The sequence below is a fragment of the Burkholderia sp. AU31652 genome (assembly GCF_002223155.1).
Classification (GTDB): Bacteria; Pseudomonadota; Gammaproteobacteria; order Burkholderiales; family Burkholderiaceae; genus Burkholderia.
The window spans coordinates 819,623-842,959 of sequence record NZ_NKFG01000005.1; the positions used below are offsets into that span (position 1 = coordinate 819,623).

Consider the following 23,337-nt stretch of genomic DNA (forward strand, 5'->3'; position numbering starts at 1 on the left):
TTATGACGACCAAATCAGCACCCAAGAAAACGCCGAAGCAACCGGCGTCGCGCAAACCCACACCCACACCGACGCCCGCCAAGCCTGCTCTGAAGCAAGTGTCGTTTGCATTTCCGTTTTTGCGCAAAGGGAACGGCAGGTCCGATGCTTCGACGCGATTCACCGATGAGCACGACATCTATCGGATGCTGGCCGAGCATGAGCCGTCCGGGACATATCTCGCGAGCAGCAACGGGATGTGGCACGGCGGAATTCATGTCACGGAGGCTGGCGCGGGGCAGTCGCTGGACCTCGACGGAGGATTGCGCTGTATCGCCGACGGCGTGCTGATCGCGTATCGCGCCAACAAGACCTATCCAGTCAGCAAGATTGCAGCGATCGATAACGGATCGCCGTACGAGGCGCCGTACAGCACGGGCTTCGCGTTGGTTCGGCATACGATGGAGTTCCCAAGGGACACGAAGCTGACGTTCTACAGCTTGTACATGCACCTGATGTCCTGGGAGGACTACGCCAATTTCCCGAAACGGGAGAAGCCGTCGTATTGGCCGCGGCAATGGCTGGTGACACAGTATGCGCAGGATAAGTCAGTGTCGGGCAAAAGCGGTCAGGCTCCCGATCCGACGCAGCAGGGGCTGCGAGTTCGCAAGACTCCGAACGGTGTAGTAGCTATTGGCATCCTTCCCGAGGGAGCCAATGTCGGCATCGGGAAGATTGAGATGAAGAACGGGAAACCGTGGGGGCAGCTGACGGATCTCTATGGGTCGTCGCTGTATCCGCAGGAAGCGGGGGCATATGTCGAGCCGTCGAGTGCGATCGGCGGGTGGGTTTTTCTCGGACAGGAAAACGGTGGGCCTGTCGCCGAGGAGACGGTCGAGGACACATTGTTCGATCAGGTTGTGGTGGTAACGGAACAGGCCAAGCCTGGCGACACCCCTGGCATTCCAATCAAGGCGGGGGACCTGATCGGGCATCTGGGGCGATACGATTCGTTGAATCAACGTAGTTCGGGTGCTCGAATTGCGCACATCGAGGTCTTTTGCGACGACAGCATCGAGTCGTTCGTCGAGCAAGGGCGCACATGGGTCAACCAACACGGTCCGCGCAAGGAAGACTGGACAGCGCTAGGGCTCCCTTCCGATCCAACCATTTTGCGAATTGAGCCGGGCACGGTGCTGTATCAGCGTGCGGCGGACAACAAATTTGTACAGGGCGCGGATCCGCAATCGAGAAAAACCGACCGCGTGCAAGTGTATTCGCTCGCCGAGTTAGCGCGTGATTCGAAACGACGCGTGCCGGAGCCTCGTCCGAATCCCGATCCAGGTTTCTCCGTGAGTTGGTGGCACGTTGATGGCGTGAACGAACTAGGGCAGCCGATCGAGGGTTGGGTGTGTGACTTTAACCACCCAGGAGGGGGGCGGGTCACACGGGAATTCGCACAAAAGTGGATCGACTTTCAGTGTGTTTCGGATGCGCATGATCCCGCACATACGATCTTTGCGGAGACCCAAGCGTGGGTTGATTACGCGAGCGGCGCAAATGTGCCGGATCTCGCTTCGCGTTCGAAGCTTAGCCCGCTGATGCTCAAGGTGTACGACGCACTGTTTACGAAAGGCGATGGTAGCCGCGCGGCTGTCGAACTTTGTACGTTGTCGAAGACCGAACGGGAAGGATATCCATGGTTAATGCAAGCGGCGTCGCGGTTGATCGTCAAGCACGAGAGCGAGTGGGCAAATCCGTCAAAGTGGAAGCAGTTGATTGTTGAGTTGGAAAAGCGGACGGGCCCGAAGCCGCAGCATGAGGAAGAACAGACGCGGATCGAGAAGCTCGCGTGGTGGGATGAGGTGAAGGCCAAAATTCAGGGTTTACCTGAAACGAATGTTTACCACATCAATCCGATCGCGATCGCTGGAAATTTTTTTGAAGAGTGTGATTGTGCTAAAAAATTTAAAAAAATATCACCAATTATTCTTCGCCATGAGGGTGGGTATTCGAATAGAAAGAATGACAAGGGCGGGGCGACCAATCACGGAATTGCGTGGAACACTTGGCAAGCCTATGCTATGGAAGATTTGGGCATTGAGCCTACTCTCGAAAATCTAAAAAATTTGACAGATGAGCAGGCCGAGACAATATATGTAAAAAGGTACTGGAAGCCGAAGGGCTTCTGCAAATTTAAGGATTTGCGCGTCGCGTTGATGGTGTATGACTGGACGATTACGTCTGGCGGGGCGGCAAAGCAGATTCAAAAGTTGATTAACGGGAAATATGGCGGAAATGTCACTGTAGACGGCGGAATGGGAGGGGAAACCGTAGGAGCTCTAAATGATGTTTCCGATCAAGATGCTTTGCTGCAGGATATTGCGGAAATTCGTCGTCAATACTATACGAATCTAACTGTCAATGACTCGACTCAGCTTGAGAATTTAAAAGGTTGGCTGAATCGAGTAAATGATTGTCTTGGTGTGGAGATTTAGATATGAGGGTAAGGTTGCTTCTTCAGCTTTCAATTGCCCTTTCGGCACTGGTATCTATCTCTGCGTTTGCAACGGATCGGAATTTTTCGGGGCGATGGGTATTCACGGAGGTGGTCGTTGGACAAAGTAAACCGTACTCCACGTTCACTGTCACAATTGACGAGGACAGGATGGGAAATGTCCGTGGCAGATATTGCTTTATCACTCAGAATGGAAATAGGATCGATTGTAGTCCAGACAATGAGCTCAACATCAGCGGTCGAATCTCGGGGGGTAAAAATAAGGCAATTGTAGGATTTTATTCATTTTTTGGGGCATCTGGTGGGGTGGCTGAAATAACGATGATTAATAATCGGTTGCTATGGAATGTTATTGAGAAACCGAGGGGTGGTGATTATTACGGTCCAATTCATGCCGAATTGCGTAGGGAAGATCTTCCGGCGCGTCATTCCGGTGAGAGAAAGATCGTGGTCGGGAGGGCATTTTTGTACGATAGCCCGTCAAGTGTGCAAGCAAGTCGCATCTACGTGGTTAAGGGTGACTACGTGAGATTAATAGAGGTTTCGTCTGATTTGCAGTTTTGGAAAATAGAGTTTATGACGAAGGGTGGGAGTCGACTGGTTAAATGGATTAATTGCTCGGACATTGATTTTTGTGCTAGGTGATGATGTGTGAGGGATGCCAAGGATGGAGTGGTTGTTCGTCGTGGATTGTTGTTGCGGAGGCTTAAAAATATCGAGGTGGTTTTTGTGTTAAATGGGTGCGCTATTTTCATCTGTATTTATTGGTTTATGCTTTGATTTTAATATTTAGAGTGTTGGCGATTTGCTTGGTGCGGAAGGGTGGTTGGATATTTTAAATATTCATCGGATATGTCATTTTTCATAAAAATTCTTGTTAGCGGATCTTTGTATGTGTTGGTCGGTTGTTCAACATATGCCGTGGCCGGCGGCAACCAAACTGTTCTCGTCGGATATTTCGAGGGCGGCGCCATACCGGGGAGGTTTGTATATGAAGATAATGTGGGTGGTTCATGGTTGCTGATCAACTACTACTCGCCAACGCTAAAGAGGGTATTGACGTATAGCGTGGCTAAGTTTGATGAATGTAGTGCAGTGGCAATGTGTAAAGTTAAGAATTCGCGTCAGGTGGCAATTGATGGTAGTTGATTCGGTCGAGGGGTAGATATTTGGGCGCATTTGTGAATGGGGTAATAAGAAAAATAATTGGTGTCTTGTCGAGGAGGTCGCTGGTGAGAGGGGCGAATCTTCGTCGGAAATTGCTAGTGCGTCGGAGTATGTTTCTCAAATAGAAAATTGCCAGCTGTTGGGCTGGTATAACTTTGTTGTGAGTCTATTGATAGGATGTCGCATGATTTTGTGTTTGGGTTGAATAGTCTGATCTTCGCTAGGTTAAATTTTTATGATGATTTGATGTTGTGGTGTTTGGAGGTGGTTGATTGTGTTGATTTGGAAGGGTGTCGAATTTTAATGACCTTGCATTCTATTTAAATGAAAAATCTCGTATACGAAGGTGACGCAACGAGCCACGGCGGCAAGATCTTGACCGGCTCGGATCGCATCAAAGTGAAGGGGCGCCGGGCTGCTCGCATTGGCGACAAAGTCTCATGCCCGATCCACGGCGACAACGAAATCGTCGAAGGCAGCTTCAGGATGAAGGACGGCACGATACCGCTGTCGCGAGACGGTGATCACACACGCTGTGGAGCCGTCCTGATTGCTTCGTCCTGCGGAGCGTGGGTCCGGTAAGCGATGCCTATCGATTTCAATCGTGTGCCGCCGCGCGTGAATGTACCGGCTGCCCCCCGGGTTTCGATGATCGTCTGGACAATCCTGTTTGTCCTCGTGATGGGAGTGGGAGCAGGGCTGACGATCACGCTCTGGCCGACGGACCGACCTATGAACACGTTGTGGTTCTGGTTCTGCGTCGTGGGTTACCCATTTCTGGCCTGGGCATTCCTGCTGTTCGCGTGGCTCGGATACGGCTATGCCTGCCGCAATCAAGCGATTGCGACGAATCGCGTTAGCGATGACGCGGAGCAGTCGTGCCATGCAATGGCAGCCAGACCTTTGGCGATCCTGGGCCATACCTGGTGCGTCTCCACGAATGATTCGGAAAACTCGCTCAAACAGATACTGATGGGGGCCGAAGGGACGATGTTGCGACAAAGCGGCGCGGTGGCAGATAGAAAAGTCAACGCACGCTGGCTCACTCTTCCCGATGTCCATTTTTATCCGGGTAACGAACTCACGGAACATGCCCGCCATCATGCCGTGTGTGCATGGTTGCTCAAGCGCTTGATAGACAACCTGCTGCCCCAGCTCCGGGCCTTGCCGCAGGGAGTGAGGCTCCACGTCGAACTATGTCATCGATCGAGGCTGAAGGCCGAGGTCGTCGAAACTCAAATACAGGAATTACTCGCTGAACGAGTACCTGCATTGCAAGTGGATATCAGTGCCAGCGACCCAGCGCTCACCGTCTTCAGAACGGATGCATGGCACGACAACCGGGACGCCCAAAGCGCCTACCTTCTGATAGCGATTGAGCTTCGTGACGCAATCAGTGCCGTCTTGTCTAACGGCGTTGCGGAGGCGGGCGTCGCCCTTCTGGTTGGACGCCCACGCCTTGCGTCACCGTCCATGGCCACCGGACTCCTTTTACATCGACCGGCCCAGGGCTCGCCTGAAGCCCCTGCCATGACGCTCGAGCTTGCTGCCCGGTCGGGACAGTCGTCATCCGATCGTCTACGCACGGTATGGACGCACGGTCTGATCGGCGACGGTATCAGTTGCGTCCGACAAGCCGCGTCATTGCCGGACGAGGCACGCTGGATCGAACTCGAGACGTCAGTGGGCGACTGTTCGGGCGCAGGGCCGTGGTTGGCCGTGGCCCTTGCCGCGGAAAGGGCTCGAACTACGGGCGATCCGCAATTGGTGCTTTGTGGCGAAGGTCAAGAACTGATCGCCCTCATGTGCAGAAAGCAGACATGAACGACAACAAGAATGAAAGCAAAACCCGGTCGGCCGGTTTCTTCATCGGTATCGCGGCCCTCATCATATTTCTTGCGCTCAGTCTCGCCGTGTGGGTAGAGGGGCCTCGTCGTGGGTGGTCGCTTGAGACCCGGATCATCGCTGAGCTTTCCTTGACATGCGCGTTTCTGGTGGCGATCGTGGCGGCCAAGTTTTTCGAATGGGTATTGCTGAAAATTGCAGCGCTGAGGGCGTTCAGATGGTTTGCTCGTTTCGATGCAGGAAAACGCGCCGAATCTGCTGAGCGCGACGATTCGGACGATTCATCACAACAGGTCAATCCCGCTGCGGCGCTTCGCGACCTCCTGCGTGACCGTCACGGCTGGCGCTGGCGCTACCGTGACCGCTGGTTGCTCGTTGCCGGCGACACCCCCCTGGTCAAGCGTCTCGCCCCCGAACTCGCCGAGACCGGGTACGTCGTTCTCGGTAACACGGTTGTGTTGCACGCAAACCAGATTCGCGACCAGCTCGACACCGATTGGCTCGATCAAGTCCGCCGTCTGCGACGCCGTCGCCCGGTCGACGCGATCGTAACTGTGACACGGGACCGTAGTGCCGCGAATACCCCGTTCGACACGGAGGAGCTCGCGACACGTCTTGCGCGCCACGCGCGTGCACTGCGCTGGGCCGCGCCTGCCTATTTTTTGAACGTTACGGATTTCGGTAGCGAGTGGCCGGATGCGGATGAAGCCATTGGCCTGACGTGGGCCAACACGCGGATGAATGGAGCGACGATCGATGCATCGCTGCGAAGCCTCGTCGACAACCTCGCGGATGCGGGTGTTGTACGTCTCGCGGCGGATGCCCGTGATCATTATCCTGCGGAACTGTCTCAGCATGTTTCGAGGCTGCACGATGCACTATCGAATCTGGTACAGAAAACTGCCGAATCCAACGTCTGGAGGCATGCGGTCCACGGTCTGATGTTTGCGCCGCTGTTCAAGGAACGTGACGTAATGCCACTGGGTTCCGATCCCGAGAACGACGACGATACGCCCGGCAATCCTCAACACCGAACCATCTGGCAAACCATCGCCGACCACAGCCGCAAGGTTCACGGTCGCCGTAACGGCTTTTCTTTGTCGACCACGGCAGCCTGGCTGACGACTGCCCTGATCGGGTGCTGGTTTGCCGGCACGATGCTATCCGGCTTCGCCAACCGCGCAACGATCGGAAGCGCAACGGATACGGTCGCGAAGCTCACCGGTCCCCTAAACCCGACGCAGTCGCTGCAAACGCTTGTTGATCTCGACAGGCAAATGGACACGCTCGAAATCCATCAGCGTAGCGGTGCGCCTTTGGCTACCCGTTTCGGCCTGAACCGCGACCACGCGCTACTCGGCGCCCTTTGGCCCTACTACGCCGAAGCCGCAACCCGCGTCCTCGTCGGCCCGATCCGCCAGAAGCTCGAAGCGAGGCTGCATCAGCTCGCGTCCCTGTCCGACGTGGAAATCGCCAGTGGCGGCGATGCTCAGGTACAGGCCGCTTACGACACGCTCAAGACCTACATGATGCTGGCCAAACCCGAGCGGGCGACAGCTGCATTCCTGATACCGCAACTCGCTGCGACGTCAGCACCCGAACGCCCGACCAATTCACAACTGTCGAAGGGCAGTTGGGAGGACTTGCGTCAGCAAGCGATCGCGTTCTTCGCGAATCACGTTGGCCGTGGCGCCGCATCCAGTCAAGTCGCGCTGGCGATTGTCCCCGATAACAACCTGATCGCGTCAACCCGCCAGACGATCATCGGTGTCCGAGGCATCCAGAACTCAGGAGACGCGATCCACCAGCAGATCATCGACGAAGCGACACCGAAATACCCGCCGCTATCACTCGCGACGCTGCTCGGCGACGCGGCGTCGCAATCCTCTGCCGGCAGCGCAACGAGCCGTGGCCTGTTCGGCACGACCGCGACCGTACCCGGTGTATTCACACGTGCTGCATGGGAAGAGCGAATCTCGAAGGCCATCGACGAGGCCGGCGAGCAACGTGATGTGGCAAGCGACTGGGTGCTTTCCGACACCAAGGTTGCCAACGCGTCACCCTCGACATTGAAAGCTGAACTGCGCCAGCGCTATTTCGACGACTATGCGCGAGCATGGACGCTCTTCCTCAACAGCCTGCGCTGGCAACCCGCCCCGACGCTGTCGGCCACGGCCGACCAGTTGACGCTGCTGGGCGATCCGCAACGCTCGCCGCTCGTCGCGTTGATGAATGCGATCGTCTATCAGGCAGGCACGGGAGCCAACGCACAGTCGCTGTCCGATACGCTGATCAGCAAGGCGCAGCAGTTGGTCGGCACGGACGAAAAGGACCCGTCGAAGCAGGTAAAACCTCAGCTTGCGCCGCTTGCCGCCGCATTCGGCCCGATCCTGCGTCTGACCGGTAGCGATCTCGCTTCCCGAGCACCATCCGGCGGCAAGGGGAGCACACCGCCTGCAGCAACCGGCGACCTGAGCCTGGCACGTTATCTGGAGCGGATCACGGCGATGCGCCTGAAGACATCGCAGATCGTCTCCAGTCCGGACCCGGATGCGATCGCACGTCTGGCCGCGCAATCCGTGCTGCAGGGCAAGACGTCCGATATCGCCGACAGCCGCGATTACGCGAGCCGTGTCGCCGCGAGCCTCGGTGAACAGTGGTCAGGCTTCGGCGCACTGTTCCGCGCGCCGTTCGATCAGTCGTGGCAGGTCATCGTGCAACCGGCCGCTTCGAGCCTGAACGAGATCTGGCGCACCGCGATCCTCGCCGACTGGAACAAGACGTTCGGTGGGCGCTATCCGTTTGCGGATTCCGACAACGACGCATCGCTGCCCGAGATGGCGCGGTTCATGCGTCCGGATAGTGGCGTGATCGCGCAGTTCGTGACATCGCAACTGGCCGGTGTCGTCGAACGGCATGGCGACCGATGGGTCGCTTCGCAAGGTACCGATTCCGGGGCATTGACGATCGATCCGGCGTTCCTCAACGGGTTGAACAAGCTCACGCGCACGTCGACGGTCCTGTTCCCGTCCGGCGATGCACGCGTGCGTTACGAACTGCGGGCCGAGCCGACGCCGGGTGTCACAGATATGCGATTCGTGCTGTCCGGTCGCGAACTGCATTACTTCAACCAGAAGCAGGAGTGGACACCGTTCGAATGGCCGGGACAATCGCTCGAGAACCTGTCGCATATCGAATGGCAGACGGAGCAGGGCGGGTTGCGCACCGCACTCGATTCGCAGGGGCGCTTCGGTCTCGTTCGGTTGCTGGAGCGCGCCAAGGTCGTACAGCAGGACAACGCGCGCTATCTGCTGACCTGGACGCCCGACACGAGCCAGGGCATTCCGCTCAAGGTGCAATTGCGCAGCGAGGCCGGCGGCGGTCCGCTCGACGTTCTGCAGTTGCGAAATTTCACGTTGCCGACACGCGTCTTCGTAACGGGCTCGCAGAACACGGGGCCGCGGGTTTCGGCGATCAGCCCGCCGCCGTTGCCTGCATCGGCGATCGCGGCCGCGAAGCATGCGGCTGTGCCGTTGCCGCCGGGGCTTCCGGGCGGGCGCCCTTTGCCGGACGAGGCCATGCCGGCGACGACAGCGCAGGCATCCGGTCAACGCGCCACGCTCGAACTTGCTCAGGCGAAAACGCGAACCGCTGAACCTGGGTCGGCGAAACAGACGGCCGCGCCGAAGGCCGCGATTTCGCCATTGGCGACCACGTCGGGACTTGCCGATTCCCCCTCCGGTCCGTTCGGGCATGCCCTCAGGCTGCTGGGCGACGCATTCGTTTTTTGAGGCCTGCCATGACGCTTGCCAATTTTGTGAAGACACTCGTCGGCGGTCCCCGCATCGATTCGCTTCAGCGGGCACGGACGGATACCTGGGCCACATGGATTGCACCGATACCGGGCGAGCATGCATACGGACGCGATCCCGGCTACGAAGACGCATTCTTTGAACTGAAGGACGAAGCCGGCAAGCTGTCGGGAATCGATGACGGGTTGATCGTCCGCGCATGCGAACACCTGATCAAGGAGACCGGCAAGGATTTACGCCTCGCCGGCTACTACGCGTTTGCACGCCTGCGGCAGGACGGCCCAGCCGGGTTCGCCGACGGACTTGAGTTGGCCGCTGCACTCGTCGACCGGTTTGGCGAAGCGGCTTTGCCCGTCCGTCACGAAGCCAAGAAGGCCGCGCTTGAAATGCTGGCGACTGCGCGTGTGATCGAGACGCTGGATAGTCGTGGCGACTTTGTGCCCGCTGATCTCGAACGCACGTTAGCCGCGCTCGACGTGCTCGTGACGCATACGGCCGCGTGGCCCGATGCTGCCCGTCCGAATCTGCAGCCACTCGTTTCTCGCTTCGAGAAAAAGGAAGCGCCGGCACGCAGCGTCGATTCCGGCAAGGCGATGCCGGCAGCGACCGTTCCGGGCAAAACGTCGGCCGGTTCAATTGCGTCAACACGCGATTTACTCGATCAGGCACGCGCGATGTCGGCGTGGCTCCGCGATCAGGAAAACGGCTACTTGCCTTCGGTACGCCTCGTGCGAAGCATTCGGTGGGACACGCTTCATGACGTGCCGCCGTCGGATGCGGCGTCGCATACGCGTCTGGCGCCACCACGCGCTGAGTTGCGTCAGCAGATGAAGCGCCTCGTGCTGCAGAAGCACTGGCACGAGTTGCTGGAGCGTGTCGAAGGGGCGTTCATGGAAGGCGTGAATCACTTGTGGTTCGATCTGCAGTACTTCCAGCACGCGGCGCTCGATCACGTCGGTACGCCGTACAGCGCGTGGCGAGAATTGCTGCGTGCCGACTTTGCACTGTTTCTCGAACGATTGCCGGGCATCGAACGGCTGGCGTTCAGCGACGGCACGCCGTTCGCCGACGACACCACACTCGAATGGATTGCCCGGCATGCGGTCGTACGTGATCTGGAGGCCGGCGAGACGGTTGCGCCGCTGCCAGTTTCCGCGGATAGCGAGAGCGATGCAGCCGGCGACTGGCCGGAGATCGAAACCCAGGCGCGTGAACTGGCTGCCCGCGAGGGTATCGAGACGGCTTTTGCCTGGCTCGAAGCGTTGCCCGGCATGAAAACCGATCGACATCGCTACTTGCAGCGGCTCGTGATGGCCCGGTTGGCCGATCATGCCGGCCGTCACGATGCGGCGCTCGCCCTGCTTGCCGAACTCGACGGAACGTCCCGCTCGTTGCCGCTGATGCGCTGGGAGCCGGCGCTGACGTTCGAGGTCAAGCAACAACTGGTCAAGGCGCTGAAAGCGATGAGCAGCCGCAAGGACGCCGACAAGCCGGCGCTTTTCCGCCGTATCAGCGAGCTGCAGGCGGAGCTCACGGTACTCGATCCCGTGCGCGCATTGACCCTTTCGTAACGGATTCCCATGGACAACAACGATCCCATCCTGCGCTACTACGAAGCGGAAATGCGTTACCTGCGCGAGTCCGGCAAGGAATTCGCGAAGGCGCATCCCGACCGCGCGCGCCTGCTCAATCTCGACCGCGTCGGCGATCGCGATCCGTACGTTGAACGTCTTTTCGAGGGCTTTGCTTTCCTGACGGGCCGGCTCAGGCAGAAACTAGACGACGAATTGCCCGAACTGACTGAAGGGCTCGTCAGCCTGCTGTGGCCGCATTATCTTCGGATGATTCCGTCGCTGTCGATCGTCGAGTTGACGCCGTTCGCGGAGAAACTGCAGAAGTCGGAAGTCGTACCAGCCGGCGTGCCGGTGCGGTCCGCGCCGATCAACGTGCCGTCGCCCGGCGGCGCGGAAGGTATGACGCCGCGGACGGTGCAATGTCTGTATCGGACGACGCAGGCCGTTGCGCTGCAGCCCGTGTCGATCACGCATGCTGGGCCGACCGTGCGCCACGACGGTCGCTCGGTGATCCGTCTCGGCTTCTCGCTGCAAGGGTCGGCGCTGCGTAGCGAAACGAACCTGTCGCGGCTTCGGCTGCATCTGAATGCGGATCTGCCGACCGCATTCGCTATGCATCTTGCGCTGACGCGGCAGGTCGATGCGATTTATTGGCGTGTCCCGGAAGTCCGCGACGGCGAACCAGTGGCGCTTACGGGCGTGACGATCGAGCCGGCGGGTTTTTCGACGGAAGAACGGCTGTGGCCCAAGGCCGATGCGGCGTTCTCCGGATATCAGCTGCTGCTCGAATACTTCACGTTCCGTGAGAAATTCCTGTTCGTCGATCTATGCGGACTGGATATCTCGACACTGCCCGAGAAATCGACTCGCTTCGAGCTGGAGATCCTTCTGAAGGAAGCGTATCCGTCGGATCAGCGTTTCAACGCGGAGAACGTCCGGTTGTTCTGTTCGCCGGTCATCAACCTGTTCGAACTGGATGCCGAGCCGATCGAAATCGACCATCACGAAACCGAATATCGCGTGGTGCCGGCCGGCCATCAGGGCGAGCATGTCGAGACGTATTCGGTCGATGCGATCGCGACGTTCGATCACGACTCGGCCGAGCGCTACGAATACGTGCCGTTCGCGACGTTCCGGCATCGCGGCGGCATGCTGCGGCACGAGGCACCAGAGCGCTATTTCCACACGCGCGTGCGTTCGGGCGTATCGGGGTTGCACGAAATGTGGGTGATACTCGGCGGCCACGCGTGGGAAACGATGGACACGCTGCCCGAGGAAAGCCTGTCGCTGCGTGTGACGGGCACGAACGGGCTGCTGCCGTGCAAGGGGCTGCGCGAAGCGAGCCTCGACGAACTGGCGGCCAGCACGCCCAATGTCGCGGGCGTGCGCAATCTCGCATCGCCGACGTTACCGCTGTATCCGCCGACCGAAGATCGCTTCCAGTGGCGCGTGCTGTCGCATCTCGCACCGAATTTCCTGTCGATGATGAACGCGGAGGTGTTGCGCGGCGCTTTGGCGCTGTACGACTGGACGCACGAGGAACTGAACCGGCGGCGGCTCGCCGGCATCCTGCATGTGTCGCAGGAAATGATCGAGGAGGTGTCGGGAGGAGCGGTCGAGAGAGGTGTCTTGATCGAAGTCACGCTCGATGCGCATGCGTTTTCCGGTGAAGGCGACGTGATGCTGTTCGGCGAACTGCTGCACCGGTTCTTTGGCGCATACGCGGAGATCAATCTGTTCACGAAGCTGGCGATCGTCAGCCTGCCGTCCCGCTCGCGGACGGAGTGGCCGCGCAGCAAGGCTCAGCGGGCGCCGCTATGAGTCTTTCGATCGATCGGATGAGTGCTGAAGCCGGTGAGCCGAAAAGCCTGCCGGCTGTGGCCGTGAAGTTGTTCGAGCGGGCGCCGAGGATGACATTCATGCAGTTCTGTCGTCTGCTGGAGGCATGTGCGCCCGGACGCCCCGGCCTCGGCACATGTGATACGCCGGAGCATGAGCCGGTGCGATTCCGGCCGCGTCCCCGGTTGGGTTTTCCGGCGGGCGAGGTGGCCGCAGTAGAGTTCGACGACGAGCACCTCGATGCGCCGCCGACTGTGCGCACGACTTTCATGGGTCTCTATGGCGTCGATGCGGCCATGCCGTCGCACATGATCGACGAGATCGTGTTGCGGGAGGAGGGACATGAAGCGGTCGAGGCGTTTCTCGAACCGTTCAACCACCGGATGGCGACGCTGCTTTATCGCGCGTGGAAGAAATATCGTTATCCGGAGCGCTTCCGGGCCGGCGGTGTCGACGATTATTCGCAAAACCTGTTGTGTCTGGCGGGATTCGGGTGGGGCGACAAGCCTTCGCGGGCAGGCCTGCCGAACTCGCGGATGCTTGCGTTGCTGGGGCTGTTGATTCAGCGGACGCGCACGTCGGAAGGGCTGGCCGGCGTGGTGGCGCTCGCCGCGCCGGGGGCCGATGTTCGCGTCGACGAATTCTGGGCTGTGACGACGAGTACAGGTCGACAGACACCGTTGACGTCGGCGAAGGCGGATGCGGATGTGCTTTCGGATGGGAAGCGTAGCGGGCTCGGCGGCGGCTACGTGCTCGGCAGGCGTCTCGCGTATCGCAGTCGAGCCGTGCGTTTGACGTTGTGGCCCGTTGATGCGCAGCAGGCTCAGGACCTGCTGCCGGGTGCGTGGCTGCATCGGGAGGTGATGGCATTCATCCAGCTGTATGTCGGCATCAAGGCCGACGTGCATTTGCGGATGAAGGTGTCGACACGGTTCGTTCCGAAGCCGGCCGTTGGAGTCGAACGTGCCGCCCCCGCGCCACGTCTCGGCTGGACGACTGTGTTGCCGTCAGTCGATGAACGACTGATCGATATCGCCTTGGGTGTCTATGAGGCGTTGCCCGCGCCGCGACCCAATCCGCATCTCGTACCGCGCACGATCTGACTCCGGAGTGTTTATGTTCTATCGAATGAGTGCGGCCACTGCCGCTGCCGTATTGCTGCTGTCGGGTTGCGGTGCGTGGCAATCCGTGTCGGATGCCTCGTCGAATGCGTATCGTGCGGTGTTTTTCAAGCAGGTGAAGGTGCTTGATGTCGATTTGACTGCGCGCGCCGCATTGAATCCGGACGACGTAGGACGGCCCACGTCGGTTGCCGTGCGCGTCTATCAACTGAAGGATCGCAAGGCGTTCGATGCGGCGTCGTACGACGATCTGCTGAAGAACGATCGGACCGTGCTGGCCCAGGATTTGCGAGCGGATATGTCGACCGTCGTGAACCCCGGCGCTTCGTCGAGCTTGTCTCAACCGATGCAACGCGAGACGGAGTATGTGGCGATCGTCGCGTTGTACCGCGTCCCCGGAGCTGCGGCAGACTGGAAGCGGGTCGTCGAGAAAAAGAAGCTCGATCCGGATAAGCCTCTACGTCTCGGTTTGACGTCGAATGGATTGCAGATGGCGGGGGATAGGTCGAAATGAAAGTCTTGCAACCCATTCGGAGCGGGAACAAGCCATTCACGCTATCTAAACGACTCAGGCTGGCAGTTTTGCTTGGCATTATCGTGTCCGCTCACGCGGTGGCTCGAGATGTGCAGTCTCCATCCATTGCGCCGCTCGCTGGAAAGCCGGACGGTTTCGTTCCCAAAGGCTGGAAGCTGGAATATCAGACGAAGGGTGACCTGAACGGTGATGGCCGCGACGATCTTGTGCTGGTCTTGCGTGACAATGATCCTGCGAACGTGATATCGCATGACGGCATGTGCGAGAACCCGTTCGACGCGAATCCGCGTGTTCTTGTCGTTGCCTTTGCGCAGCTGGATGGCCGGTACGCTGTCGCGTTGCGAAACGATACGCTCATACCGGCCCGGGAATCCCCCTGTCTCGCGGATGCTTTGGAAGAAGGGAGCGTGATTGTCGACCGAGGCGCGTTGCGGGTCACGCTGAGTCGTTTTGCCAGTGCAGGGAGTTGGGAAATGGGATCCACCACCTATACATTCCGATGGCAAGACCGGAATTTCATGCTGATCGGCTATGACAACTTCTCGACGATGCGCAATACGGGCGTCGTACGAAATCTCAGTGTGAACTACTCGACAGGCAAGGCCAAGATATCGGTCGGAAATGTGTCCGACGACCGCGAGCGTACACGATGGGTAAAGCTGCATACGCAGCGTCGCTGGACGCTGGACCAGATTGGCGACGGCTTCGAGTTTTCCCGGTCGCTGCCGAGTGTCGAATAGTCGTCAATGCTTGGGGGCATGGCGTCACTACGACGCCATGTTCTGCGACCCATGCGCCGGACAACCGGCGGCATGGGCCGCACTGGGATCACCGATCATCCTCCCGCACCGAAGACGGATGCCGGCACAGCGCCCGCACTTCCATCTCCATATACGGGAACAGCGGCAGCTGGCTCAGCAGGTCATGCAGCTGCTGCACGCTCTCGACGTCGAAAATACTGACGTTCGCATACTGCCCGGCGATCCGCCACAGATGCCGCCAGGTTCCTTCGTTCATCAGCCGCTGGCACATCGCCTTTTCTTCCGCCTTCAGCGTGGCCGCCTTGACCGGATCCATGTCCGTCGGCAGACGGACGGTCATTTCCACATGAAACAGCATCCTGCACTCCTTGCGTTATCGGTTCGTCGAATCGGAAGGCCACTCACGCCTGCGCGCGGGCCCGCTCGACTTCGCTGCCCGGCACGTCCTGCTTGTCCTTGAGCAGCGAGAAATCGAAATCGATCAGCGCGAACTGCCCGTCGACGCCATACGGCTTGCCTTCCGCGCCTTCGGCCTGCTTCACCGGCGGGATCAACCCGTCGCGCGTCGCGAAGGCGAAGTCGTCCCACAGATGCGGATCGCCATCGATGTTGATCTGCGTCGTCAGCTTACGATAACCGTCCGCCGAAACGAAGAAGTGAATGTGCGCCGGACGATGGCCGTGGCGGCCGAGCTGGTCGAGCAATTGCTCGGTCTTGCTGCCCGGCGGCACGCTGTAGCCGACCGGCAGCACGCTGCGGAAGCTGTAGCGGCCTTCGGCGTCGGTGCGGATCGAGCGGCGCAGGTTGAACGCGGGCTGCGACTGATCGAAGTACGAGTAGTTGCCGAGATGGTTCGCGTGCCATACCTCGACCAGTGCGTTCGCGATCGGCGCGCCGTCCTGGCCAAGCACCTGGCCGCGCATGATCAGCGTCTGGCCCGGGTCGGTGCCGTCGTCGAGACGCGCATGGCCGACCGATTCCGGCGCACCGGCGACATACAGCGGCCCTTCGATCGTGCGCGGCGTGCCGCCCTGGATGCCGGCCTTTTCCTCGGCTTCGTCCATGCGCACGTCGAGGAAGCGCTCGAGGCCGAGGCCCGCGGCGATCAGCCCGAATTCGCGGCCGGCTTCGTTCAGGTAGTTCAGCGCCGTCCAGAATTCGCTCGGCTGCACGTCGAAGTCCTCGATCGTGTAGCAGATGTCCTTCACGATCCGGTTGACGATCGCGCGCACGCGCGGGTTGCCCGGCTTCTCGGCGGCGTCGTCGAAGGTCTTCAGCAGTGCGTCGATGGCTTGCTTGTTCATCTGTGTCTCCGGTTTCGGTGGTCGTGTGGGGATCAGCGGGCGTCGCGTCGCATCCGTTCGATGCGGGCCCAGTCGAAGGTGATGCCGAGGCCGGGCGCTGCCGGCAGGTGCAGCTTGAAATCCGCGTAACGCAGCGGCTCGACGAGGATTTCCTCGGTGAGCAGCAGCGGGCCGAACAGTTCGGTGCCCCATTTCAGCGAGTCGAACGTGCTGAACAGTTGCGCGGACGCCATCGTGCCGGCCGCACCCTCGAGCATCGTGCCGCCGTACAGCTCGATGCCGGCCGCCGCCGCGATCGACGCGACGCTCGCCGCACCCTGCAGGCCGCCCGATTGCGCGATCTTCACCGCGAACACGTCGGCCGCGCGATCCTGCGCGAGCGCGAATGCGTCGACGGGGCCGTGCAGCGCCTCGTCGGCCATGATCGGCACCTGCGCCAGTTGCGTGAGGCGTTTCAGCCCCGCGCGGTTGGTCGCGGCGATCGGCTGCTCGACCAGGCTCACGCCGGCTTCCGCCAAGCGTGCGCCGGCCCAGATCGCGTCGGTTTCGCTCCATGCCTGGTTCACGTCGACGCGCACGTCGCCGCGCTCGCCGAGCGCGCGCTTGATCGCGATCACGTGCGCGACGTCGTCGGCCACGGCGTTCGAGCCGATCTTCAGCTTGAACGCGCGGTGGCGGCGCGCGTCGAGCATCGCTTCGGCTTCCGCGATATCACGCTGCGTGTCGCCGCTCGCGAGCGTCCATGCAACATCGACCGCATCGGTCCGGCGGCCGCCGAACAGCTCGGACAGCGGCACGCCGAGGCGGCGCGCCTGCGCGTCGAACAGCGCGGTCTCGATCGCGCACTTCGCGAAGCGGTTGCCCTGGAACAGCTTGCGGGCGCGCGCCAGCGCAGCGCCCGGGCGAGTCGCGTCCATGCCCTGCAGCAGCGGCGCGAAGTAGGTGTCGATGTTGACCTTGATGCTTTCGGGGCTCTCCTCGCCGTACGCGAGACCGCCGATGGTCGTCGCCTCGCCGACGCCTTCGATACCGTCCGTGCATCGAACACGCACCAGCACGAGGGTCTGGCAATTCATCGTGGCGACCGACAGTTTGTGGGGCCGGATCGTAGGCACGTCGACGAGCAGGGTCTCGATGCGTTCGATGGTGGCGGCAGTTGCTATCATGCGATTCCTCCTGTTGGTGCACATGGTAGGAATTCCCGCCCCGCGTCGTCCAACACTCTTTCCGACTACTTCCATACCTTTGAGGCATGAAATGGAATTGCGTCAGCTCCGCTACTTCATCGCCGTCGCCGAGGAAATGAACATCACGCGGGCGGCGGAGCGGCTGCACATGACGCAGCCGCCGCTCAGCCGCCAGCTCCAGGCGATCGAGGACGAAATCGGGCTGCCGCTGTTCGAGCGCGGCGCGCGGCCGCTGAAACTGACGGATGCGGGGCGCGTGTTCTATGCGCAGGCGAAGCGCCTCGTCGACCAGGCCGACGAGCTCGGCCCGCTGACGCGGCGGCTCGCGCAGCTGTCGGAGCGGATCGTGATCGGCTTCGTGCCGTCGACGCTGTACGGCGCGCTGCCGGACGTGATCCGCGCGTTTCGCGAGGCGCAGCCGGACGTCGAGTTGTCGCTGATCGAAATGTTCACGCTCGAGCAGCTCGGCGCGCTGAAGGGCGGGCGGATCGACGTGGGCTTCGGCCGGCTGCGCTTCGACGACGACCAACTGGTGCGCGAGGCGCTGATCGAGGAAAAGCTGATCGCGGCACTGCCGGTCGGGCATCGGCTCGCCGATCCGGCCCGGCCGCTGACGCTCGCGGATATCGCGAACGAGACGCTGATCGTCTATCCGAGCACGCCGCGGCCGAGCTTCGCCGATCAGCAGCTCTCGGCGCTGCGCGACGGCGCGCTGGTGCCGGCGGCCGTTCACGAGGTGCGCGAGCTGCAGACGGCGCTCGGGCTCGTGGCCGCGCAGGTCGGCGTGTCGCTGGTGCCGGAGAGCGTGGAGGGCGTGCGCGTGAAGGGCGTGGTCTACCGGCGGTTGCCGGAGCCGGCCGCGACGTCGCCGATCATCATGAGCCGCCGGCTGCACGGCGAAAGCGCGGCGACGGCCGCGTTTTGCGCGATTGCGCGGGAGATGATCGTGCCGGCGGGTTGACGATTGTCATTAACTTCTTCGAATTGCAACTAACGGTCTGTTTCGGCAAACACTGGCAGAGGCGGGGAGGGCGCCGCGATGTCATGCGCTGTCGTGCGAGCGCTTCGGCGGTTCCGCAAGCCGCCGGGCCCGGCCGCGCGCGCATGCGTGACGACGTTACCGCTTCCCGTCGAGCGTTTCCGACGGCGATTCCCCGAACTTTTCCCGATACGCGATCGCGAACCGCCCCAGGTGCGTAAACCCGCAATCGAGCGCGACATCGGCGATCCGCCGGTCGGACACCGCGCCGCGCAGCAGCTCGCGCGCGTGGTCGAGCCGCGTCGCGCGCAGGTATTGCATCGGGCTCATCCCGCGGAACTGCAGGAACGCGTCGCGCAGCGTCCGTTCCGGCACGTTGGCGGCCTGGACGATATCGGCGAGCTGCAGCGGCTGCGCGTAGTGCGCGTTCACGAACTCCTGCGCGCGCCGCACGAAACCCGGCGCCGGGTCGCGATGCGACGCCTGCAGCACGGACGGCGGGTGGCCTTCGATCAGCAGGTCGATCAGCAGGTGCTCGAGCTGGGAGGCGACGCGCGGGTTCGCGTTCGCGCGTTCGAGCAGTTCGGGCGAGCGGGCGACGAGCATCAGCTGCTGGCGCCACGCGGCGAGCGCGGCGTCGCTGACGTGCAGCACGGGATCGAGCGTCGCGCGCGGGTCGCCGGTCAGCGAGCCGACGGTCGCGGCGTCGATGCGCAGCACGAACTGCTCGCAATCGGCCGACAGCACCGCGTCGAAGCGTTCGCCGGGCGCACACAGCACGCCGGTCTGGCCGTCGACGCCGAGCTGTCGCCCCATCGCGCGCACCTCGGCCTGGCCCGACAGGCAGAACATCAGCAGGTAATAGCCGTCGACCGCGTCGACCTGCACGCGCATCGCGTCGCCGAACGCGATCGTGCCGATCCCGAGCCCGCCCAGCTTGACGAAATCCATGTGCGACGCGCCATGCGTGCGGCCGTTCGGCAGCAGTGCATGCGGCTGCATCACGCGCGAGATCCGCTCGCGCGTCTCGTCGAGATCGCGGGATTCGAACAGCCGGTGCGCGCGCAGCGCGAGCGGCTCGAACGACGTTGGGGACATGGGCATCAGCCTTGGTGTAGACGGCGTGCGTATCGATCCGATCAATGGGTCGCGATCGAGCGCACGGTCGTGTGTGCCGTCATGCTAGCGCAGAAATCCGCCGAAAGTGGATATTGCACCGCCGCAATCGCACTTTCCGGATAGACGGCGAATATTAGCTTTTCAAAAATCGGCTCCATGCATTCAACGCAACGGATCGACAAGGAGTCCGACATGGAGCAGACAGAATCGCCCGTCGTTTTCGCCGCGCGCGACGACGCGTCCGACGTGACCTTTCCGCACGACGACGGCTCGCGCGTGCCGTACAAGGTGTTCAGCTCGCGCGCGGTCTACGATCGCGAGCAGGAGCGCATCTTCCGCGGCCCGACGTGGAACTTCGTCGCGCTGGAGGCGGAAATCCCGAACGCCGGCGACTTCAAGAGCACGTTCGTCGGCGATACGCCGGTGGTCGTCACGCGTACCGAGGACGGCACGCTTTCCGCGTGGGTGAACCGCTGCGCGCACCGCGGCGCGCAGGTGTGCCGCAAGTCGCGCGGCAACGCGAGCTCGCACACGTGCGTCTATCACCAATGGAGCTTCGACAATTCGGGCAACCTGCTCGGCGTGCCGTTCCGGCGCGGCCAGAAGGGGATGTCCGGGATGCCGGCCGACTTCGACCCGAAGCAGCACGGGTTGCGCAAGCTGCGCGTCGACAGCTATCGCGGGCTCGTGTTCGCCACCTTCAGCGACGACGTGATGCCGCTGTCCGACTATCTCGGCGAGCAGATGCGGCCGTGGATCGACCGGATCTTCCACAAGCCGATCGAGTATCTCGGCTGTACGCGCCAGTACTCGAAGTCGAACTGGAAGCTGTACATGGAGAACGTGAAGGACCCGTATCACGCGAGCATGCTGCACCTGTTCCATACGACCTTCAACATCTTCCGCGTCGGGATGAAGGCGCGCTCGATTCCGGATGCGAACCACGGGCTGCACAGCATCATCACGGTGACGAAGACGGGCGACGACACGTCGGCCGCGTACAAGCAGCAGAACATCCGCTCGTTCGACGAAGGCTTTCATCTGGAAGACGAATCGATTCTCGACCTCGTGTCGGAATACGACGAGGACTGCACGAACCATATCCAGCCGATCTTCCCGCAGCTCGTGATCCAGCAGATCCACAACACGCTGGTCGCACGGCAGATCCTGCCGAAAGGCCCCGACAACTTCGAACTGATCTTCCACTTCTTCGGCTACGCGGACGATACGCCCGAGCTGCGCGCGCTGCGCATCAAGCAGGCGAACCTCGTCGGGCCCGCGGGCTACATCTCGATGGAGGACACCGAGGCGACCGAGCTCGTGCAGCGCGGCACGGTGCGCGACGGCGACGCGACGTCGGTGATCGAGATGTCGCGCGGCAATCCGGACCAGCAGGACACGGTGATCACCGAAAGCCTGATCCGCAAGTTCTGGGTCGGCTACCAGAAGCTGATGGGCTATTGAAGCGGGAGCGCGGAACGATGGAAAACGTGACGGAAGACATGAAGACGTGGTTCGAGATTTACATGCTCCAGAACCGCTATATCGGGCACCTCGACAACAACCGGCTCGAAGCCTGGCCGACGATGTTCACCGAGGATTGCACCTACGAAATCGTGCCGAAGGAAAACGCCGACCTCGGGCTGCCGGTCGGGATCGTCCACTGCACGAACCAGCGCATGCTGCGCGACCGCGTGGTGTCGCTGCGGCACGCGAACATCTACGAAGAGCATACGTACCGGCACATGACGTCGGGCCTCACGATTGTTGCAGAACGTGACGGCGAGATCGACACCGAGAGCAACTACGTCGTCGTGCAGACGCGCAGCAACGGCGAGTCGAACGTGTACCAGGCCGGCAAGTACTACGACACGGTCGTGCGCACGCCGGACGGGCTGCGCTACAAGACCAAGCGGGTGATCTACGACACGTCGCGCGTGCAGACGCTGCTCGCCACCCCGATCTGATACGGAAGCAAGGAACAGACATGACCGAAGCAACGCTCGCCGAGTGGCATCCGCTCGGCGCTTTCGACGAATTCTCCGAAGACGAACCGGCGGCGCGCGTCGCCGGCCAGAAGCCGATCGCCGTGTTCCGGATCGGCGACGAACTGTTCGCGATGCACGACCTCTGCACGCACGGCCATGCGCGGCTGTCCGAAGGCTATGTGGAGGACGGCTGCGTCGAATGCCCGCTGCACCAGGGGCTGATCGACATCCGCACCGGCGCGCCGAAATGCGCGCCGATCACCGAACCGGTGCGGACCTATCCGATCCGGATCGTCGACGGGCAGGTGGAAGTCAATGTCGGCTGACCCGTTCGTGATCGTCGGCGCCGGGCATGCCGCGCGGCGCACGGCCGAAGCGCTGCGCGAGCGCGACGCGGCGGCGCGCATCGTGATGATCGGCGCGGAGCGCGAGCTGCCGTACGACCGGCCTGCGCTGTCGAAGGATGCGCTGTTGACGGACGGCGGCGAGCAGCGTGCGTTCGTGCGCGCCGCCGCGTGGTACGACGCGCAGCGCATCGAGCTGCGGCTCGGTACGCGCGTCGATGCGATCGAACGCGATGCGCAGCGCGTGCGGCTCGACGATGGCACGACGCTGGCTTATGCGCGGCTCGTGCTCGCGACGGGTTCGCGGGTGCGCATGTTCGGTGGTGAGATCGACGCAGGCGTCACGCCGCACTACGTCCGCACGGTCGACGATGCACGTGCGTTGCGCGCGCAGCTTGCGCCGGGCCGCCGCGTGGCGGTGCTCGGCGGCGGGTTCATCGGGCTGGAGGTCGCGGCGGCGGCGCGCCAGCTCGGGTGTGACGTGACGGTGATCGATCCGGCGCCGCGCCTGCTGCAGCGCGCGTTGCCGGAAGTGGTCGGCGCGTATGCGCATCGGTTGCACGATGCGCGCGGCGTGGTCTTCCAGATGGCGACGCTGCCGCGCGCGATCCGTCGCGCGCCGGGCGGCGGCGCGATCGTCGAGACCGATCACGGCGACGTGCCGGCCGACCTCGTCGTGGTCGGCATCGGTGTGGTGCCGAATGTCGAGGTCGCGCAGGCGGCCGGGCTCGAGGTCGACAACGGGATTCGCGTCGACGCGGGCTGCCGCACGGTCGATCCCGCGATCTTCGCGGCGGGCGAGGTGACGATGCACTTCAATCCGCTGCTCGGGCGTCACGTGCGGATCGAATCGTGGCAGGTGGCCGAGAACCAGCCGGCGGTTGCGGCCGCGAACCTGCTCGGTGCCGACGAGACCTATGCCGAGCTGCCGTGGCTGTGGTCCGATCAGTACGACTGCAACCTGCAGATGCTCGGGCTGTTCGGCAGCGAGCGCACGATCGTCGTGCGCGGCGATCCGGCGAGCGGGCCGTTCACGGTGTTCGGCCTGGGGGATGACGGCAGGATCGTCGCGGTGGCCGCGGCGAACCTGGGGCGCGACATCGGCGCATCGCGCCGGTTGATCGCGGCGGGGGCGGTGCCGGACCCGGTGAAGCTTGCGGATCCGGCGGTGAACCTGAAGACGTTCATGTAGCGGGCGCTCGGTCGTCCGGGCCGGCGTGCGGTGACGATGCCGGCCGGCGCCATGTGCAATCCGCCGGTCCGAT

At 61.8% G+C, this 23,337-nt stretch carries 18 protein-coding genes; 14 read left to right on the forward strand and 4 right to left on the reverse strand.

Annotated features, from left to right (window positions below; all coding sequences use genetic code 11):
• Positions 1 to 2: 2 nt before the first annotated feature.
• From CFB40_RS21260 to CFB40_RS21305, 9 genes are all read left to right on the forward strand, one after another.
• Entirely contained in the window at positions 3 to 2,477 is a 2,475-nt protein-coding gene (locus tag CFB40_RS21260) for a glycoside hydrolase family 108 protein (RefSeq protein ID WP_218829603.1), read from the forward strand.
• Positions 2,478 to 3,988: 1,511 nt separating this feature from the next.
• Positions 3,989 to 4,246, forward strand: a complete 258-nt coding sequence (locus tag CFB40_RS21270) for a PAAR domain-containing protein (protein ID WP_089428094.1) — start codon at positions 3,989 to 3,991, stop codon at positions 4,244 to 4,246.
• A 3-nt stretch (positions 4,247 to 4,249) separates the two neighbouring features.
• The gene (locus tag CFB40_RS21275; protein WP_089428093.1) at positions 4,250 to 5,488 is read left to right on the forward strand and encodes a hypothetical protein; all 1,239 of its coding nucleotides are present in this window, start codon (positions 4,250 to 4,252) and stop codon (positions 5,486 to 5,488) included.
• Positions 5,485 to 9,300 (forward strand): ImcF-related family protein, encoded by a 3,816-nt coding sequence (locus CFB40_RS21280; protein ID WP_089432317.1) that lies wholly within the window; start codon positions 5,485 to 5,487, stop codon positions 9,298 to 9,300. The genes CFB40_RS21275 and CFB40_RS21280 overlap by 4 nt, the downstream gene beginning before the upstream one ends.
• Before the next feature lie 8 nt (positions 9,301 to 9,308).
• Positions 9,309 to 10,892 carry a type VI secretion system protein TssA gene (gene tssA / locus CFB40_RS21285; RefSeq protein ID WP_089432318.1) on the forward strand — a complete coding sequence of 528 codons (1,584 nt, stop codon included), beginning with the start codon at positions 9,309 to 9,311 and terminating at the stop codon, positions 10,890 to 10,892.
• A gap of 9 nt (positions 10,893 to 10,901) precedes the next feature.
• Positions 10,902 to 12,716 carry a type VI secretion system baseplate subunit TssF gene (gene tssF, locus CFB40_RS21290; protein WP_089432319.1) on the forward strand — a complete coding sequence of 605 codons (1,815 nt, stop codon included), beginning with the start codon at positions 10,902 to 10,904 and terminating at the stop codon, positions 12,714 to 12,716.
• A 17-nt stretch (positions 12,717 to 12,733) separates the two neighbouring features.
• The gene (tssG, locus tag CFB40_RS21295; protein ID WP_179255316.1) at positions 12,734 to 13,837 is read left to right on the forward strand and encodes a type VI secretion system baseplate subunit TssG; all 1,104 of its coding nucleotides are present in this window, start codon (positions 12,734 to 12,736) and stop codon (positions 13,835 to 13,837) included.
• 13 nt (positions 13,838 to 13,850) lie between these two features.
• Positions 13,851 to 14,369, forward strand: a complete 519-nt coding sequence (gene tssJ, locus CFB40_RS21300; RefSeq protein ID WP_089432320.1) for a type VI secretion system lipoprotein TssJ — start codon at positions 13,851 to 13,853, stop codon at positions 14,367 to 14,369.
• A complete protein-coding gene (locus CFB40_RS21305; protein ID WP_217481541.1) occupies positions 14,366 to 15,130 on the forward strand; it encodes a hypothetical protein in 765 nt (254 codons plus the stop codon). Before tssJ ends, CFB40_RS21305 begins: the two co-directional genes overlap by 4 nt.
• An 88-nt stretch (positions 15,131 to 15,218) precedes the next feature.
• Here CFB40_RS21305 and catC read toward each other — a convergent pair whose 3' ends face one another.
• From catC to CFB40_RS21320, 3 genes are read right to left on the reverse strand one after another with little or no spacing between them, the layout of a single operon-like run.
• The gene (gene catC, locus CFB40_RS21310) at positions 15,219 to 15,509 is read right to left on the reverse strand and encodes a muconolactone Delta-isomerase (RefSeq protein ID WP_011355923.1); all 291 of its coding nucleotides are present in this window, start codon (positions 15,507 to 15,509) and stop codon (positions 15,219 to 15,221) included.
• Positions 15,510 to 15,552: 43 nt separating this feature from the next.
• A complete protein-coding gene (catA, locus tag CFB40_RS21315) occupies positions 15,553 to 16,455 on the reverse strand; it encodes a catechol 1,2-dioxygenase (protein ID WP_089428087.1) in 903 nt (300 codons plus the stop codon).
• A 32-nt stretch (positions 16,456 to 16,487) separates the two neighbouring features.
• Positions 16,488 to 17,621 (reverse strand): muconate/chloromuconate family cycloisomerase, encoded by a 1,134-nt coding sequence (locus CFB40_RS21320; RefSeq protein WP_089428086.1) that lies wholly within the window; start codon positions 17,619 to 17,621, stop codon positions 16,488 to 16,490.
• Positions 17,622 to 17,712: 91 nt separating this feature from the next.
• On the opposite strand from CFB40_RS21320, the gene CFB40_RS21325 reads away from it, so the two are divergent.
• A complete protein-coding gene (locus tag CFB40_RS21325; protein WP_089432321.1) occupies positions 17,713 to 18,603 on the forward strand; it encodes a LysR family transcriptional regulator in 891 nt (296 codons plus the stop codon).
• 156 nt (positions 18,604 to 18,759) lie between these two features.
• On the opposite strand, the gene andR is transcribed toward CFB40_RS21325, so the two are convergent.
• Positions 18,760 to 19,719: an anthranilate 1,2-dioxygenase regulatory protein AndR gene (gene andR / locus CFB40_RS21330; RefSeq protein ID WP_089432322.1), complete on the reverse strand. Its 960-nt coding sequence runs from the start codon at positions 19,717 to 19,719 to the stop codon at positions 18,760 to 18,762.
• Between the two features lie 213 nt (positions 19,720 to 19,932).
• Between andR and andAc the strand changes: the two genes are divergently transcribed.
• Genes andAc through andAa form a run of 4 tightly spaced genes read left to right on the forward strand, consistent with a single transcriptional unit; the run spans position 19,933 to position 23,264 of the window.
• Positions 19,933 to 21,204, forward strand: a complete 1,272-nt coding sequence (andAc, locus tag CFB40_RS21335) for an anthranilate 1,2-dioxygenase large subunit AndAc (RefSeq protein ID WP_089429154.1) — start codon at positions 19,933 to 19,935, stop codon at positions 21,202 to 21,204.
• A gap of 17 nt (positions 21,205 to 21,221) precedes the next feature.
• Entirely contained in the window at positions 21,222 to 21,707 is a 486-nt protein-coding gene (andAd, locus tag CFB40_RS21340) for an anthranilate 1,2-dioxygenase small subunit AndAd (protein ID WP_089432323.1), read from the forward strand.
• A gap of 20 nt (positions 21,708 to 21,727) precedes the next feature.
• A complete protein-coding gene (gene andAb, locus CFB40_RS21345; RefSeq protein WP_006479527.1) occupies positions 21,728 to 22,054 on the forward strand; it encodes an anthranilate 1,2-dioxygenase ferredoxin subunit AndAb in 327 nt (108 codons plus the stop codon).
• Positions 22,044 to 23,264 carry an anthranilate 1,2-dioxygenase system ferredoxin--NAD(+) reductase gene (andAa, locus tag CFB40_RS21350; protein ID WP_089432324.1) on the forward strand — a complete coding sequence of 407 codons (1,221 nt, stop codon included), beginning with the start codon at positions 22,044 to 22,046 and terminating at the stop codon, positions 23,262 to 23,264. Before andAb ends, andAa begins: the two co-directional genes overlap by 11 nt.
• The last annotated feature ends 73 nt before the right edge of the window (positions 23,265 to 23,337 follow it).